This is a genomic window from Methanosarcina spelaei (genome assembly GCF_002287235.1).
In the GTDB taxonomy this organism is placed as follows: domain Archaea; phylum Halobacteriota; class Methanosarcinia; order Methanosarcinales; family Methanosarcinaceae; genus Methanosarcina; species Methanosarcina spelaei.
Genome location: NZ_LMVP01000268.1, coordinates 19,545 through 35,975 on the forward strand (window position 1 = coordinate 19,545; position 16,431 = coordinate 35,975).

At 39.0% G+C, this 16,431-nt stretch carries 12 protein-coding genes and 1 tRNA gene; 11 read left to right on the top strand and 2 right to left on the bottom strand.

Features of this window, described 5'->3' with window-relative positions:
* Positions 1–83 precede the first annotated feature (83 nt).
* The 11 genes from ASJ81_RS12645 (at position 84) to ASJ81_RS12690 (ending at position 14,538) form a co-directional block, all read left to right on the top strand.
* On the top strand, positions 84–353 hold the full coding sequence (locus tag ASJ81_RS12645) for an elongation factor 1-beta (protein ID WP_095644739.1): 270 nt from the start codon (positions 84–86) through the stop codon (positions 351–353).
* Between the two features lie 59 nt (positions 354–412).
* A tRNA-Ala gene (locus ASJ81_RS12650) sits at positions 413–484 on the top strand.
* 616 nt (positions 485–1,100) lie between these two features.
* Positions 1,101–1,400: an Hsp20/alpha crystallin family protein gene (locus ASJ81_RS12655; protein ID WP_095644740.1), complete on the top strand. Its 300-nt coding sequence runs from the start codon at positions 1,101–1,103 to the stop codon at positions 1,398–1,400.
* A gap of 404 nt (positions 1,401–1,804) precedes the next feature.
* On the top strand, positions 1,805–2,272 hold the full coding sequence (locus ASJ81_RS12660; RefSeq protein WP_095644741.1) for a peptidylprolyl isomerase: 468 nt from the start codon (positions 1,805–1,807) through the stop codon (positions 2,270–2,272).
* Between the two features lie 372 nt (positions 2,273–2,644).
* Positions 2,645–4,336 carry an adenosylcobalamin-dependent ribonucleoside-diphosphate reductase gene (locus tag ASJ81_RS12665; RefSeq protein ID WP_095644742.1) on the top strand — a complete coding sequence of 564 codons (1,692 nt, stop codon included), beginning with the start codon at positions 2,645–2,647 and terminating at the stop codon, positions 4,334–4,336.
* An 8-nt stretch (positions 4,337–4,344) separates the two neighbouring features.
* Positions 4,345–4,581: a hypothetical protein gene (locus tag ASJ81_RS12670; RefSeq protein WP_095644743.1), complete on the top strand. Its 237-nt coding sequence runs from the start codon at positions 4,345–4,347 to the stop codon at positions 4,579–4,581.
* Between the two features lie 214 nt (positions 4,582–4,795).
* On the top strand, positions 4,796–5,758 hold the full coding sequence (locus ASJ81_RS12675) for a DMT family transporter (protein ID WP_095644744.1): 963 nt from the start codon (positions 4,796–4,798) through the stop codon (positions 5,756–5,758).
* A 756-nt stretch (positions 5,759–6,514) separates the two neighbouring features.
* Positions 6,515–9,691: an isoleucine--tRNA ligase gene (gene ileS / locus ASJ81_RS12680; RefSeq protein WP_095644745.1), complete on the top strand. Its 3,177-nt coding sequence runs from the start codon at positions 6,515–6,517 to the stop codon at positions 9,689–9,691.
* A gap of 71 nt (positions 9,692–9,762) precedes the next feature.
* Entirely contained in the window at positions 9,763–10,404 is a 642-nt protein-coding gene (locus ASJ81_RS12685) for a 6-hydroxymethylpterin diphosphokinase MptE-like protein (RefSeq protein WP_095644754.1), read from the top strand.
* Between the two features lie 2,695 nt (positions 10,405–13,099).
* Entirely contained in the window at positions 13,100–13,312 is a 213-nt protein-coding gene (locus tag ASJ81_RS22235) for a hypothetical protein (protein WP_141241712.1), read from the top strand.
* A gap of 878 nt (positions 13,313–14,190) precedes the next feature.
* Positions 14,191–14,538, top strand: coding sequence for a hypothetical protein (locus tag ASJ81_RS12690; RefSeq protein ID WP_095644746.1), 348 nt, complete (start codon positions 14,191–14,193; stop codon positions 14,536–14,538).
* 354 nt (positions 14,539–14,892) lie between these two features.
* Here ASJ81_RS12690 and ASJ81_RS12695 read toward each other — a convergent pair whose 3' ends face one another.
* Entirely contained in the window at positions 14,893–15,528 is a 636-nt protein-coding gene (locus ASJ81_RS12695; protein ID WP_095644747.1) for a hypothetical protein, read from the bottom strand.
* Between the two features lie 444 nt (positions 15,529–15,972).
* The coding region (locus ASJ81_RS12700) for a PKD domain-containing protein (protein WP_141241713.1) at positions 15,973–16,431 on the bottom strand (459 nt) is incomplete at its 5' end.

Consider the following 16,431-nt stretch of genomic DNA (forward strand, 5'->3'; position numbering starts at 1 on the left):
TACTTAATGCCTGATGTGTAAACAAAATTAAATTCGACCTTAAACTCGATCAAAAGATCAGACAAAATCTAAGAGGAATTATAATGGGTGATGTTGCAGCAAAGATTAAAATCATGCCAGAGAGCGTTGACACTGACCTTGCAGAGCTGAAAGAGAAAATAAAAAGCGTAATTCCAGCAGGAGCCGACCTTCACGGAGATATTGTTGAAGAGCCGATTGCTTTTGGTTTGAAGGCTCTGATTGTGACATTAATTGTTAATGATGAAGAAGGCGGAACTGAGCCTGCAGAAGAAGCCTTTGCAAAAGTTTCCGGCGTTGAAAACGTCCAGGTTATTGACGTCAATCGTTTTTAAGAGGAGAAGAGACCCGGACAATGCGTCCGGGAAACAGTCTTTTCATATTCTCCTTTCTTGGGCTCGTAGATCAGGGGAAGATCGTTACGTTCGCAACGTAAAGGCCGCGGGTTCGAATCCCGCCGAGTCCATTTAAAAAATATTAAGAAAGCTTATCAGTTACGTAAGTTGCATTAAACATGCTCTTAAAGTACCTTAATCGCTCTGAAAATCTCACAAATACATTTAGTCAGAATAACTAAACTGTAAAAACGTATAATTTTAAACTATAAAATGTATAGTTTTAAACTGTAAAAACGTGTAGTCTCTGGAATCGATTATCAGGACAGAAGTACTCATTTTCATGCTACAATCGGATAGTAATCCTTTTCATGCTATAATCGGATAGTAATCCTTTTCATGCTACAATCCGGATGTAATTGCTCTACACCTATGCATAGAAGTTCAGCTTGCTTGAATTCGGAGATGAAGGTTGAAATGGGGATTTCTCCTTTTTGTCTGGTTTTTCTTTTTTGGCTTTAATATGCCAGAATCTCGTTAGAAAGACAATTTTCTCCATTTAAACAGGAAGACAAAAACTAGTAAAGTGTATCCTGGCAAATTTATTTAAACATAGCTATTTTCTTAGCGAATTATATTTGCTTGAAAGCCTGTTAAAAAACAGCATTGCCATAATATTGACGGATTGAACATCTCAATACAAATGTATAAATATGTTAATATATGACATTATTTTGGGGTGATATTATGGTGGAAACATTAAGACTATCACCGGTAATTAGTACATATCCTGATGACAAATATGAAAACCTTTTAATTGAAGTACTTCTTCCAGGAGTGGAAAAGAAAGACGTTTCTTTCAAACTCACAAGTGACAGCTTTTATGTAAGCGATAAAAAAGAAGGAGTTTCATACCTGGACAGCTATCCAACCGACTGCCCAGTAGTTCCGGAAAAAGCTGTTGCCAAATATTCAAACGGTGTACTTAAAGTCACTGTGCCTTATCAGGAGCCTTTAGAGAAATTAGTTGATGTAAAAATAGAATAAAAAACTATCGCATAGCAAACTTCTCTAAAGAAAAAGCAGCAAACGAAAACCTGAAATCATAGTTTGCAAAACCTTAGAATTATCACTTTTTCAGGCTATATTGTTCTCGATTTTCTACTTTTTGTAACTTTTTAGGGTAAACATATTCACCGTGCCAAGAACGACACGGTACGGCAAACATTTCGGATCAGAAACATTTGTAATTCAGCCCTCTTGAGCGTAGCGAAAAGGGCACCGTCCTCCCGAGACGGAACTCGGGTGACGGAACTCGGGTGACGGAACTCGGGTGACGGAACTCGGGCAGCGAAGCATTTACATGTAAGGTGAACAATAAAGTGCACGAAAAGCTGACTAAAAGACAGGCAAAAATAAAATAAAACTGGACGACTGGTAGAGGAAAACCAATGGCTGTATGGAAAGGAAAGAAAGTAATTCTACATACCACTATGGGCGATATAACAATTGAGCTCTTTGAAGACATGCCGATTACGGCAGGAAATTTTGCAAAACTCGTGGAGAAAGGCTTCTATGACGGAGTTGTTTTTCACAGGGTAATCGACAAATTTATGATCCAGGGTGGAGATCCAACAGGTACAGGTATGGGAGGACCAGGCTACGAGATTCCGGATGAGTTCACAAGCCATAACCGGAACGACAGGGGAACTATATCTATGGCAAACGCAGGCCCTAATACAGGCGGCAGCCAGTTCTTTATCAACCTCGTAAACAATAATCATCTTGACAGGATGCACCCCGTCTTCGGGAAGGTAGTCGAAGGCATGGATGTTGTGGATTCTATGGGAAAAGTCAAAACTGACCGTCAGGATCGCCCGAAAACCGAAGTGAAAATTATAAAGGCTGAACTGGTCTGAAGCTTCTTAATGCTTCAGGGCAATTCATGCCTTTTATTTTTCCTATCTTTGCAGCTATCTGTTCTTGTATTATCTGTTTTTTACCTCTTATTTTTTCATATTTTCTATTTTCCGTTTTTGCTATTCGGTTATTAACTTATTTACTATTTTTATCTCTATATCTAATCATGTTCTCTATACACCCTTTCTGAATCTTTTTTCTTGAATCTTTTTTCTTGAATTTTTTTTCTAACTATTATTTTTGATCACTATTTTTGATCACTATTTCTGATTGCAATTTCTGCACACGATTTCTGATCTAATTTTCGGATACTATGATAAAAAAGCCCGCATAATTAGAATATAATTTCTTTTATCGGAGACTGAAACCTGTTGAACACAGGAGAAGAGATTTTTGTGTTGAAAACAGAAGAGGAATTGGATTTTCTGGCAAGTGAAACCCTTAAAGCCAGGTATCTGCGTGAGGGAGAAAAGGACTGGAAGGATGTCTGTGAGAGAGTTGCAAAGGCAGTTGCATTAACTGAGGAAGAGTATCTGGATTTCAAAGACCTCATGGTCAGGAAGATTTTTCTTCCAAGCTCGCCCACGCTTATGAATGCGGGTACTGAATTCGGACAGCTTGCAGCCTGTTTTGTAATTCCTGTGGAGGACGGAGTCGAGGAAATCTTCAATTCGATAAAAAGTGCAGCCCTAACCCAGAAAACGGGAGGGGGTACAGGGTTTGATTTCTCAAAAATACGCCCTGAAGGTTTTACCAGTTCATGTGGTAATAACTCGACTAGCGGTCCTGTAACTGTCATGAAACTGTTCAATGAGGCAACCGAGATCGTAAAACAATTTGGAAGGCGACGAGGTGCCAATATGGGCATCCTTGATGTTTCCCATAACGATATCCTTTCTTTCATAAGGGCAAAGCATGTCGAAGGAGAGTTGAGCAATTTCAATCTCTCAGTTATGGTACCTGATGCTTTCATGGAACTTGTTGAAGCTAATAAGGCTGACGAAGTTTGGAACAGGCAAACAGGTGTGACAGTCGGGGATATATTTTCCGAGATTGTAGAGGGAATATGGAGAAATGGTGAACCTGGCATTCTTTTTTATGACCGAATAAACAGAGATAACTTCACACCCGCCCTTGGTAACATCTCGGCTACAAATCCCTGTGGTGAAGAGCCACTTCTGCCTTTTGAAGCTTGCAACCTGGGCAGCATAAATCTTTCACTTTTCATTACAGACAGAAAGGTAAACTGGGACTTCCTCAGGGAAGTAGCCGGAAAAGCTATCCGTTTCCTGGATTACGAAATTGATAAAAATACATATCCTGTTCCGGAGATCGAAGTTGCAACTAAAAGGACCAGGAAAGTAGGGCTTGGAGTAATGGGGCTTCATGATATGCTTTTAAAGCTCGGGCTGCCCTATGACTCACAGGAAGCCCTCAAGCTTGCGGAAAAGCTTATGGAACAGATTACCTGGGCTTCGATCAGGGAATCAAGGAAACTTGCTGCTGAAAAAGGAAGTTTTCCGGAATATGAGGATTCCTCGTGGGAACTTCCAATGAGGAACGCTGCACTAACCGCAGTCGCTCCGACTGGCACAATCAGCATTCTTGCCGGTTGTTCGGCAGGAATTGAGCCTGTTTTCAGCTGGGTCTACAGACGAACTCAGACCGTAGGCAGGGAATTTATGCTTGTTCATCCGTTTTTTAAGGCGTATTTCAAACCAAAACTGTCGGAAGCTGACTATGAATGGCTTCTGGAGCATGTCTATAAGTATGGTACGTTGCAGGATGTGGAAAATTCAGAACTTGTAAGTGAAGAGGATAAGCAGCTTTTCAGGTCAGCCCTTGATATTGACTGGAAGGCCCATATTGATATGCAGGCCTCATTTCAACGGCACTGCCATGCCGGGATTTCGAAAACTATAAATATGCCTGGTTCCGCAAGAAAAGAGGATATCAAACAGGCTCTAGTTTATGCCTGGAAACAGGGACTTAAGGGGCTTACTATCTATAGGACCGGAAGCAGACAGCATGTAGTACTCAGCCTCCAGAAATTTAAAAATTAGAATTATTATTGTCTGTAAAAAACAATAAGGCTGTAACCTTTAAAAAACAGAAAGCTGTAACCTTTAAAAAACAGAAAGCTGTAACCTTTAAAAAACAGAAAGCTGTAACCTTTAAAAAACAGAAAGCTGTAACCTTTAAAAAACAGAAAGCTGTAACCTTTAAAAAACAGAAAGCTGTAACCTTTAAAAAACAGAAAGCTGTAACCTTTGAAAAATATAAAGTTGTGATCTGCAAAAAACTATAAAGCTGTAACTACTAAAAAACATAAAACTGTGATCTACAAAAACTATAGAGTTGTAACCTGTGAAAACATAAAAGTGTAACCTCTAAAATCTGTTTATTATCTAGAAACCGAATCAGGCGCCTGCAAAGAAGCCCGCATTATAAACAGTGTAATAAATATTCTAATGTGTTATCTTACTAAAAATATATATACATTTAATCACTCTAAATAATATATGACTGATACATTCAAACATCACCTTGAATTGTTAATCGCCTGCGTGATTTATGGTACTGTTGGAATCTACATGCAACAGCTTGAGGATATGTCTATAGGGTCAATTATTTTCTATAGAATATTCTTCGGACTGACAGCTCTTTTATTCTATCTTTCAATTACTCGAAACTTAGGTCAGTTAGCTTTAAAAAGAAAAAAGAAGTACCTGCTTCTTCTGGGAATCCTGTATGTTTTGCAAATGTTTTCCTATTATTCGGCAATTCGTTATCTTGGAGCTTCTTCAGCCGTTCTTCTGCTCTATACGGATCCGATATATCTGACTATTCTTGCTCCTCTACTGCTTGGAGAAAAGAACACGGGAAAGACTATTTTTGCCCTCTTCCTTGGCTTAATAGGAGTTTTCTATATAACAAGGCCGGAAGGAGGCTTTGAGCAGATTGAACTTGGCAGCAGTTATCTTAAGGGAGTACTCTTCGGGCTTACAGGAGGTCTTTTCAGCAGTGGCGTAATAATCTCGGTTCGTTATCTCAGAGATGAATATAATGGGCTTACCCAGCTCTTCTGGCAGAGTGCAATCAGCCTTTTCTTCCTTTCACCGTTCGCAGTTTCCGTTCCACGAGATATACTTACCGGAAACCTTCCAGTCCTGGTGGTCTTCGGAGTATTGATTACAGGAATCGGTGCAGTGTTTTATATAAGAGGTGTAACAGGCGTGAACGCTATTACAGGCAGTCTCTTTACTCTGCTTGAACCGGTTTCCTGTATGTTCTTCGATTATACTGTACTGGGAAGCTCGATTCACAGTGGAATGCTCACTGGCTGTATTTTCATCCTTGCTGCAGCAATTGTAATAAGCCTTGATGACTCAGTTTCCCCGATAAAACTGTTTTTCCTGAACAAAGCAGCCTCTGGCAAAAGGGCTTTTGTCAGAAAAAAACCGGTTTTAAGAGCTGAGGATTAATAAAACTCTATACCTGAACTCTATTTTTCCTTTTTCTTTCCTTTATCTTTTTCTCAAATTAATCTGTTTCTGTCCCTTTTGAGCTCAACGGTTGATCCGCAACCGTTGACCCGCAACCGTTGCGCCGGTTGATCACGCCGTTGCCAGGGGAAGAATTTCGTGCACTATTTTAGGTCAAGCTTTTTAAAAAAAGGCTTGTGATCACGCCGTCATGATGTTTTAGATTTAGCAGTAATTTTTGCTCAAGCCTTTTTTGAAAAGGCTTGTGATCACGCCTATAGGGTTTGGGGATAAGTTCCTCAAATCCAAATGTTACTGGGTTTTCGCTCAAGCCTTTTTTGAAAAGGCTTGCGGGCAAGCAGTTTTTTGAAAAGGCTTGTGATCACGCCTATAGGGTTAGAGGATAAGTTTTTCAAATCCAAGCACTGCTCGGGGTTTTCGCTCAAGCCTTTTTTGAAAAGGCTTGTGGTATAACAAAGCTTAAATCAAGTACAGCAATTACTGAATAATTGATTGGCGTGTGGAAGATCAGTTTTCTTCAGGACAGACAAAAACGTTCTTTCCCGAACACGGATATTATGTTCGTTAAATACTTATTTGAAGTTTGATATATAAGCGGCGGTAGTAAAGTTTTCCAGTAGTCCACCGGTTTGCATTTATTATTAATACTTATCGGGCAGCTGCAGGACATCTGCAGGACAGGACTGCACTGACCGCACTTTCACTTTAGCTAATCTTTCTTCAGGGAGACCCTATATGATAAAAGAAATCACTGCCAAGTATAACGCAGAGCAAATCGAAAAAAAGATAACGGAGCTCTGGAAAGATAGCGATGCTTATCGAAAGACCCGAGAGCACCGCAAGACTGGAAAAAGACTTTTTTTTGTTGACGGCCCTCCGTATACGACCGGACATATCCACCTGGGAACTGCCTGGAATAAGATCATCAAAGATTCCATTCTTCGCTATTACTCCATGAATAATCGTAATATTCTCGAGCGCCCTGGTTGGGATATGCACGGCCTGCCGATTGAGGTCAAAGTCGAAGGCGTGCTCGGTTTTAAGTCCAAAAAGGACATTGAGAGCTTCGGGGTAGAGAATTTTATTGAGAAATGTAAGGAATTTGCCATCAACCAGAAGCAGGAAATGACTGCGCAGTTTCAGAGGCTAGGGGTCTGGATGCAATGGGATGACCCCTACATGACCTTAAAAGATGATTACATTGAGGCTGCCTGGTGGACTCTCAAGCAGGCCAGTGAGAAAGACTTGCTGGATGTGGGCAAGCGTTCGGTCAACTGGTGCCCGCGCTGTGAGACTGCAATTGCAGACTCCGAGGTCGAATATGCCGAGAGGACCGACCCTTCGATCTATGTGAAATTTAAGATCAAAGGCGAAGAAAATACTTTCATTGTCATCTGGACAACAACACCCTGGACAATTCCCGCAAATGTAGCTGTAGCCGTACATCCCTGTTTTGAGTACTCAAAATTCAGAGCAATCAGGCAAGACGGCTCTGAAGAGATTTTAATTGCAGCCACTGACCTGATCGAAAATGTCCTTAAACAGGGCAGGTATGTTGATTACGAAGTACTTGAGACAATGCTCGGGGAAGATCTGACGAAACTTGAGTACGAAAGTCCTGTTGGAGATCTGGTGCCTGTGCAGAACGAGATAAAGCATGGCGTTTATCTTGCTGACTACGTAACTGCAGAAAACACAGGTTGTGTACATATTGCCCCAGGGCACGGTATGGACGACTTTAACGTTGGCGTGAAATATAAGCTTCCGATCCTCTGTCCTGTGGGCCCGAACGGTGCCTACACTGAGGAAGCCGGGGAATATGCCGGCAAGAACGTCAGAGAGGCAAACCCGATTGTCATTGAAGACCTGAAAAAACGCAACAGGCTGCTTGCAGAAGGGACCGTAACGCACAGGTACGGGCACTGCTGGCGCTGCAAGACTCCCATAATCTACCTTGCAACCGAGCAGTGGTTCCTCAAGGTTACAGAGATAAAGGATAAAATGCTTGAGGCAATTGATGCTGTAGACTGGTACCCTGACTGGGCAGGTTCAGCCAGATTCAGGACCTGGGTTGAAGGCGCCAGAGATTGGTGCATCTCCAGGCAGCGCTACTGGGGAATTCCGATTCCGGTCTGGAAGTGTAAGAAATGCGGAAAACTTGAGGTAATAGGAACCAAAGCCGAATTGCTGGGAAAATCCGGAATAAGCGGAGATGTCGAACTTCACCGCCCCTACGTAGACAAAATAACTATCCCATGTGAATGCGGCGGAGAGAAAAAACGTGTTGAAGACGTTTTCGATGTCTGGTTTGATTCAGCTGTCGCTTCCTGGGCTACCCTGAAGTTCCCGCAGACCAGGGAACAGTTTGATGAATGGTGGCCTGCGGACTTTATCACTGAGGGGCAGGATCAGACAAGAGGCTGGTTCTATTCACAGCTAGGAGCAAGTATGGTGGGCTTCGGACGAGCTCCATACAAGAGCGTGCTCATGCACGGCTTTACGCTCGATGTAGGCGGAAAGAAAATGTCAAAGAGTCTTGGAAACGTAATTTCCCCAATTGATATCATTGACAGGTACGGGGCTGACACTCTGCGTGCCTATGTGCTTTCCTCAAGTGCACCCTGGGATGACCTTAAGTTTAACCTGGAAGAAGTGGAAAACGTCCACCGTTCGGTCAATATCCTCTGGAATGTTTTCAGATTCCCGCTGCCTTATATGGCACTCGATAATTTTGATCCGCTTAAGGTTAGCCTTGATTCCGTAAAAGATGCGCTCAGGGAAGAGGATAGGTGGATTCTCTCAAGAGTTCAGTCCGTTGTTAAGGCTGTAGATGAAGCAATGAGCGGGTATTTCCTGCATAAAGCTGTGCGTGAGATTCTTGAGTTTACTTTGGAAGACCTTTCCCGCTGGTATATTCAGCTTATCCGTCCAAGAACCTGGACCGAAGCCGACGACCCTGACAAGCTTGCAGCTTACTGCGTGCTTTATGAAGTCTACGTAACCCTTACAAAATTGATCTCTCCTTTCATGCCTTACCTGGCTGAAGAGATGTACCAGAACCTGATAAGAAATGTAGATCCAGATGCACCGGGATCGGTTCATATGTGCGACTGGCCAAAGGTCAATGATGTCTACCTTGACTCTGAGCTCGAAGCGGCTATGAACACTGCACGTTCTATTGTGGAAGCAGCCTCAAACGCCCGCCAGAAAGCAGGAAGAAAGCTCAGGTGGCCTGTTTCCCGAATAGTTCTTTCTCCTGAAAGTGAGGATGCATCAAAGGCTGTCGAGAGACTGCGCTCAGTCCTTATGGACCAGACAAATTCCAAGGCAATTGTCCTTACACCTATTGGTGAGAGCTGGAATGAACTCGGGCTTGAAGTAATCCCTGATCCGAGCAAAATAGGCCCTGTATTTAAGAAGGATGCAGGAAAAGTCATTCCTGCCCTGCAGAAGGTTGACGGCCTTGCTTTGAAAAAGGCCTTTGTCGAGACTGGTGAGTTTGAACTCTCTCTTGCAGACGGAACAACAGTTACAGTTACTCCGGACATGGCAAACTTCAAAGAAACCCTACCAGAAGGTGCCGCAAGTGCAGAATCTGATGCTGGCCTTGTTTATGTGGACGCAAACCTGACTCCAGAACTGGAGGCTGAAGGATATGCAAGGGAAGTTATTCGCAGGCTTCAGGACATGCGGAAGGAACTTGACCTTGTGGTGGACGAGAACATCCGTGCCTCGGTCCGGATCGAAGATGAAAGGGTCCTGAAGCTTGTTGAAACTCTTAAGGACCTGATTGCAGAAGAGGTAAGAGCCGATATTCTTGACCTTGGCAGTGATATCGATGTTCCTGGAGCCCTTATAAAGGATTGGGATGTCGAAGGCATTGCAATGAAGATGGGTATTGCAAAGAAATAAACCCTTAAAAAAGATTGAAAATCAAAGAAACTCTGAACTCAAAATATAAGATGGAAAGGAAACTGATTCATATGGATTTTGCTACCTGGGAACCGATTTACAAACGAATCCTTGAGGATTTCGGGTTCGATCGAGTAGGTGATGAAAAGGCAGCCATTTTCCTTTCCGGCATGCTGATCCAAGAAAATACTGTCAGTCTGTCTGAACTTAAAACTATAATTTCCGGAAAGTGTGTCCTGGTCTGTGGAAATGCTCCAGGGCTCAGAAGCGACCTTTCGGAAATTAATCTTTCTGATTTTACGGTAATTGCAGCCGATGGGGCTGCTGCTGTGCTAATGGACATGGACATTGTGCCTGAGGTCATCTGTACCGACCTTGACGGCAATTCCGAAGCGGATATTGAAAAAGAAATCCTTGCCTGCCAAAAGGGCTCAATAGTCCTTATTCACGCGCATGGGGACAATATCGATAAGCTTGAAAAATATGTACCTCGCTTTAGACGATTTATTGCAACTACCCAGGCAAGACCTTTTGACAAGGTCTATAATTTTGGAGGCTTCAGTGATGGAGACCGATGTTTTTTTGTAGCCACGGAACTTGGAGCTAAAAAAATTAAGCTGGTGGGTTTTGATTTTGAAGATAACGATGTAAACCCGATTAAGAAAAAGAAATTGAAATGGGCAAAGAAATTAATAGGGATTTATGACTTTTAAAACACAAGCTGTTCAAATAAAAATAATGTAATTATAACGTATTGACAACTTATTTCCTTTTTATTTACACGCTGAATCGAAAAAATTATCCTATTAAAAAGTCGTCCTTTATATGAATATTTTACTTAGGACGAAAAAGACTAAAGTGATGCAGTAGAGAAATAAGAAGAGTTATCCAACTTTTTCAAGAAAATAAACACTTTTTAAGACCTTAAATTGAATTTAGGTTGGATATAAAGCTTATAGGGGTCATCAAGACAATATTTTTTGGTTAAGTATTCAATTCCAGATTATTGTTCCTAATTAGTTGAGAGCTTCAATAAAATTATAAGTTATACAATAAATGTAAAAGTAAGTTTGTTTTACTGACAGAAGGTTTGTTTAGTTTTATAAAGATTATTTATATTAAGAAACAGTTATTCTAGGTCTTTTATATAATTTATAATTCTATGTTAAATTGTACTTTCATGACAAGATTGTTCCTATATAATCGGAAATAAGTAACTCCACTAAATTTTAAAAAGTCGTCGTGAAAGTACTGTTGGGAGTGGGTGAGACCTTTAACTATAGGTATAATTCTCTAACCTGAAAAACCCACTATATGTCATTTGAAAAGTCTAAATAAAATAGCAAAAATCTTGGAGGTAAATATAATGTGGTTTGGTAACTGTGGCTGGGGTGGCTGCGGCGGCTGGGGTGGCTGCGGTGGCTGGGGCGGCTGCGGCTTATGGGACTGGTGGTAAGAACAAACGCTAGGCCCAATGGCTGAGCTCAATAAATATTGAGTATGGATGAATAAAAGTAGTCATCACTTCAGGACAGAAAGGTCATTCCAGATTAATTGTCTTGAGTTGATGGCTATATATTTTATCACCTGTAGGTTAGCAACTACAAGCTTCATATGTTTGAAAGCGGGTTTCTATTCAGGCTGATTAAATTAAAAGTTCACTATTTTATAAGAATAATTTATTTTAAAAAATAGGATACTTTCTTCTCAATATGTACAAGTGATAAGGTTTAAAAACCGAATGAGTAATACTATTTTCTTTTACTAAACGCGCGTGTTTTGAGCCTTCAAATTGATTATAACCAGATGTTATAGCGTATCTATACCATCCAGGTTTTATTTTTGTATAAATATTAAATTGCAGACTATAAGCCCTGGCTCACCGAGATATTTAAAAACTCAAGTTTTATAAATTAAATATAAAACTAAACATGATTTTTCAGCGTATGGTTTCACAGCTTTTTCAATGACTATTTAATGTTAAGAATTTATTATTCTATTCTATTTATATAATTTACAATTATATTATTGATTGTACTTTCTGGCAATTAAAGTTAAATCTGTCTCTTTTTAAGTGGATATAGATTATAACACGATTGTCAGGAGTAATAATAGAGTTGGGAAGTCGATATAAAATTTGATTTGAGAAATATGTACTCTAATCTCCAAAATATATCTTTCCCAATATATAAAAATTGTGTGAATTAACTAGAAAAACATAAAACAACAAATATAGTAAAATATGGAGGTAAATATAATGGGTGGAGGATTTGGATTATTTGGAAGAGGATTTGATGGTTGTGGCTGCGGCTGCGGCTGCGGCGGCGGCTGGGGCGGCTGGGGCGGCGACTGTTAAGAGCAGGCGCTAAACCAATAGCCTAATGCTGACTAACCGAACCACATATTAAATAGACAAATATAAAAACATAAAACCAATGATAGCTCATTCATGCAGCCCTTTGTCGGATATAGAAAGAGAACCTTGATTGTATCAGAGTTCTAAAATGTGCTGAAAGGTCTCTTCTGTAATTAACCGGCGCTTTTTAATGAATGAGCTCATCTATATTTATTAGTCCATTACTAACGCAGTTTAGAACCAGTCTTATAAGAATTTGATATAATTGTGAACACCTTTACAGATCTAAAAAAAGAGATCTGCATTTACTTATTTTCCCACAGTTACTCTAATTTTTCATGTTATCTAGGTGTGAGTCATATACTAGAATTTATTTAGTTATTCCAACTGCAGTTAAGATTTATTCTTTTTAGTTCGGTTTTCGGGAGTATTTAATTTAAATAGGAGTTTATGTACTTAAAGCAAATAATTAATCTTATGAATATCATTTCATGAGTAGTTCACTTTTATATAAAAATCTTAGAGTACTAAGGTTCAAAAATCATATAAGTGACTCTATTTTTGTTTGTTAAATTGACTTATATTAAGCCTCTAAAAAGGGCATAATCAGAGAATATAATGTATTTATACCATAGAAGCTTTATTTTTTGGTTAAATATAAAATTAAAAACTTGAACTCCTGGTTTTATATAAATTAAAGGAATTAAAATTCGTAAATTAAGCTTGAAATTTAACGCGTTTTACGGAGCATGATTTCCCAGCTTTTTCAATGACTATTTAATATTAAGAACATATTATTCTATTATGCTTATATAATTTACAATTATATTATTAATTGTACTTCCTGATAACTGAAGTTAAACTGATTTTTCTTCACGCGAAGACAGACCACAATGCGATTATCAGGGGTAATAAAATAGTTGGTGGGTCGATATAAAATTTGATTTGAGAAATATTACTCGAATCATATATTATATCTACTAAAATATATAAAATATTAGATCAATTGACTAAAAAAGTGATAAAATATAGTAAATATGGAGGTAAATACAATGGGAGGATTTCCGTTCTTTAAAAAGTTCGATAATTGTGGCTGTGGCTGTGGCTGTGGCTGCGGCGGCGGCTTTGGCGGCTTTGGCGGCTTTGGTGGTTTCTTTGGCGGCGACGGCTGTGGTTGTGGATGCAAAAAGGAGAAAGAGGTTTGTTGCATAACAGCAGTTCGTGCCTGTAAGATCAAAGGCGACGAATGTGGCGGCTGGTGGTAAGAGAGATTGATCAGATACTGATCAATCACTCTGACTTATCAACCACAAATTCAATAATTAAGTAAAATATAAAACCAAAGTGGGCTCATTTGTACAATCCTCTGCCGGGGTGCAGAAGCAGGAGAACCTTAATTGCACAGAACCTTGAAATTTATTAAAGGTTTCTCCTGCATTTAACCGGCACTCATTTGAAAGGACTAACGAATAAGCCCTATGTCATTTTATTCATCCATTACTTATAATTTTATCGAAAAAATAACCACATATAACCACATAAGAACTCAAACAATTTAATTTCGGGCACTTTAATTCTGGACACTTTAATTCTGGACATTTATAAATATATTAGAACAGAGTTTCAGATATGATGCTTTTTTAATCTCGGTTTTGAAAGTGCTTCATTATAGGACTTTATCAAACTAAAAGTATCTCTGTCATGCTTTTGGTTTTTTAACGCATTCAAGTTATCATTTATCATCACTTTTTCTCGATTTAGAGAAGTCTTATAATTTCCTTACTTTCTTTTTTCTCGATTTAGAGAAGTCTTATAGTTTCCTTACTTTCCTTACTTTCCTTACTTTCCTTACTTTCCTTACTTTCCTTTATTCCATGGTTTACAGTTTCACTTCACTTAAAAGTATAATTATAGAACAGTAGCGTGAACATAATCCCTCACAGATTCTTGCAAATTTTTTATAGAGAATGTTTTCTTAACATCTTATTCACCAGATATTTAGTAACCTATTTTCTCCTTATGAAGGTTTTCCACCTGTTATAATAATTTATACGAATGATTAACTTTTTATAGTCCAATGAGTCTATTTTTAATCATTGAGTGATTTTACTAAATTTGAGAAGTATTAGTGGGGGAAATTATTATGGATAGTGTCCAGGTTTTTTACCTGAGGATAGCTGCAAGCTTCCTGGTTATTTTGTCAACGCTTTCAACTTCAGTGGCACTAACTGATGGAGAGGAGACCACTTTTGAAGACGAAAATAATGAAACTGATTTCGCGTCAACATATAACGAAACTGAAGTAACGGACCAGGAAATCGGCCTTAACTTTCGGTTTCTCACACCCGTGTTTCAGATGATAGAGGCAGGCATAGCAGTAGTGAATTCAATACTCTGTGTGCTGGAATCAAACCCCGGAAATTCGAGTGAGATAGAAAATTCCCTGATTTCCTTAAACGAAAACGTAGAACGATTTAATGCAAGCCTCTGATATCCTGACGATATGATGACACCTGCTAACTTGACACCTGAAAAACTTGATAACACTACGCCTATTATTATCGAGATGCTCAAAAGCATAAAAGTAATAACGAAACTTTTTGAGTTAAACTTCTAATGTCCGTAAGGATAGCCTAGTCTGTAAAGATAACTATGATCCTAAACTTTCTCAAAAAAGCAATTCCTAACAAACTTAAAGTTCAACTACCGGTTAGTATAGCTAAATGTCCATGTTGGACCATATAAAATGAGTCCGTTAGTATTACCACATAAAAACAAAAGATATTCAAAAGCTTTTTTGAGTGAGATGCAGAAAATCGCCTGTTTGCAAGCTCCAGCCTGCACATCAGTCAATAAACTCTTCTAACGAATCGATAAAGGACTCTAATTTTCTTCTCACCTCATATAGATCATGCTTTCCTTCCATGCGCCAGACCTCATGGCCTTCAAAATCGTACAATATCGATAGAGGTAATGTACTTCTTTCGTATTTACTCTTCATTTCCGGGTAATTCTCTACATTTACAACTTCAATAAACAATGCGTTATTAAATTTTGGTTCTGTCAGGAGGACCTCGTGCATGAAAAATATTAAGTCCTGGTTATCTTTGCTGCTGGTGGATTTTATATTAATACGGTAAACCAGTTTGTTTCCATAGTAAGAAAACAATAAGCGCTGCAAGATGGTATTTATTGTCTCATCAGGATGGATCTTTGCTTCATTGAGCCTGTCATGAAGGTTTTGCGTAATTCTCACATTTTCCGTAGTATGCGTGAGCTCCGGGAAACTTCGTTTCCTGCCATTAACGACGAACCAGTAGCTGCAGTCCTCGTGTATAAGCCGGCAGGTGTCATCGTATCGCACTAATAATTTTGAAATTATCGTGCTCCTAGACTCCCAGGCACTATCACTATTCCTGTCTCTACAAAAATCGAGCGCTTCGTAGAGCTCGGCACTAATTTTAATGGTCTTTGTTTCCACGGCTGCACCTCAATCTGGAGCATACATCAGGTTAATATATAAAAAATGTTCGCCATGGCACTCAAAAAAAGTCATCGTATATGCTGTGGCGCTACTAATTGAGATTATGTGAAGAATCTGTAATTATTTTTTATAAATGAATTACGCTGAGAACTATAAGAGATTTTCAAATGATATATTACCCACATTTAAAGATAAATTTCTCAGAGTTTGTTCCGGCACTAAGAACCTATCTTAAAATTCAATAATGCACGTTGAAAAATTAAAGCAATATTTTTCGGATAGACAAGTAATAGGTATTAAAATAGAAAGTTTAAAAAATTACAGAAAATTCAAACAAGGCTAAAAGGATTGATTGATTGATTGATTGATTGATTGACTAAATCAAATATAAATACCTTTTAGACCTTGGATATTTTATTAGTTTTCATCAATATTTTCCACTTACTTTACTGTAATATAGTTAGAGATAGTTTTGGTGTTACTTCCAATAACATTCTTTACTGTTAAGCTAACAGTATATTTTCCTGCTTTGGAATACTTATGCGTTGGGTTCTGAACTGTCGAAGTGCTCCCATCTCCAAAAGTCCATTTCCAGGAACTTGGCAACCCTGTACTTTTATCTGTGAATTTTACTGTTAATGGTACTTTCCCGGACGTTGGAGATGCGGAAAATGCAGCAACGGGTTTTGCTACTACTGTTATATAATTCGTTTTTGTTACCATATTACTACCTGCTGCGTTGGTAACTGTAAGTGTCACTGTATACTTTCCTGCTTTTGAATACTTATAAGTTGGATTCTGTTTTGTTGAAGTGTTTCCGTCACCAAAAGTCCATTTCCATTTAGTCGGTGTTCCTGTACTTTTATCTGTGAATTTTACTGTTAATGGAATTTTCCCAGA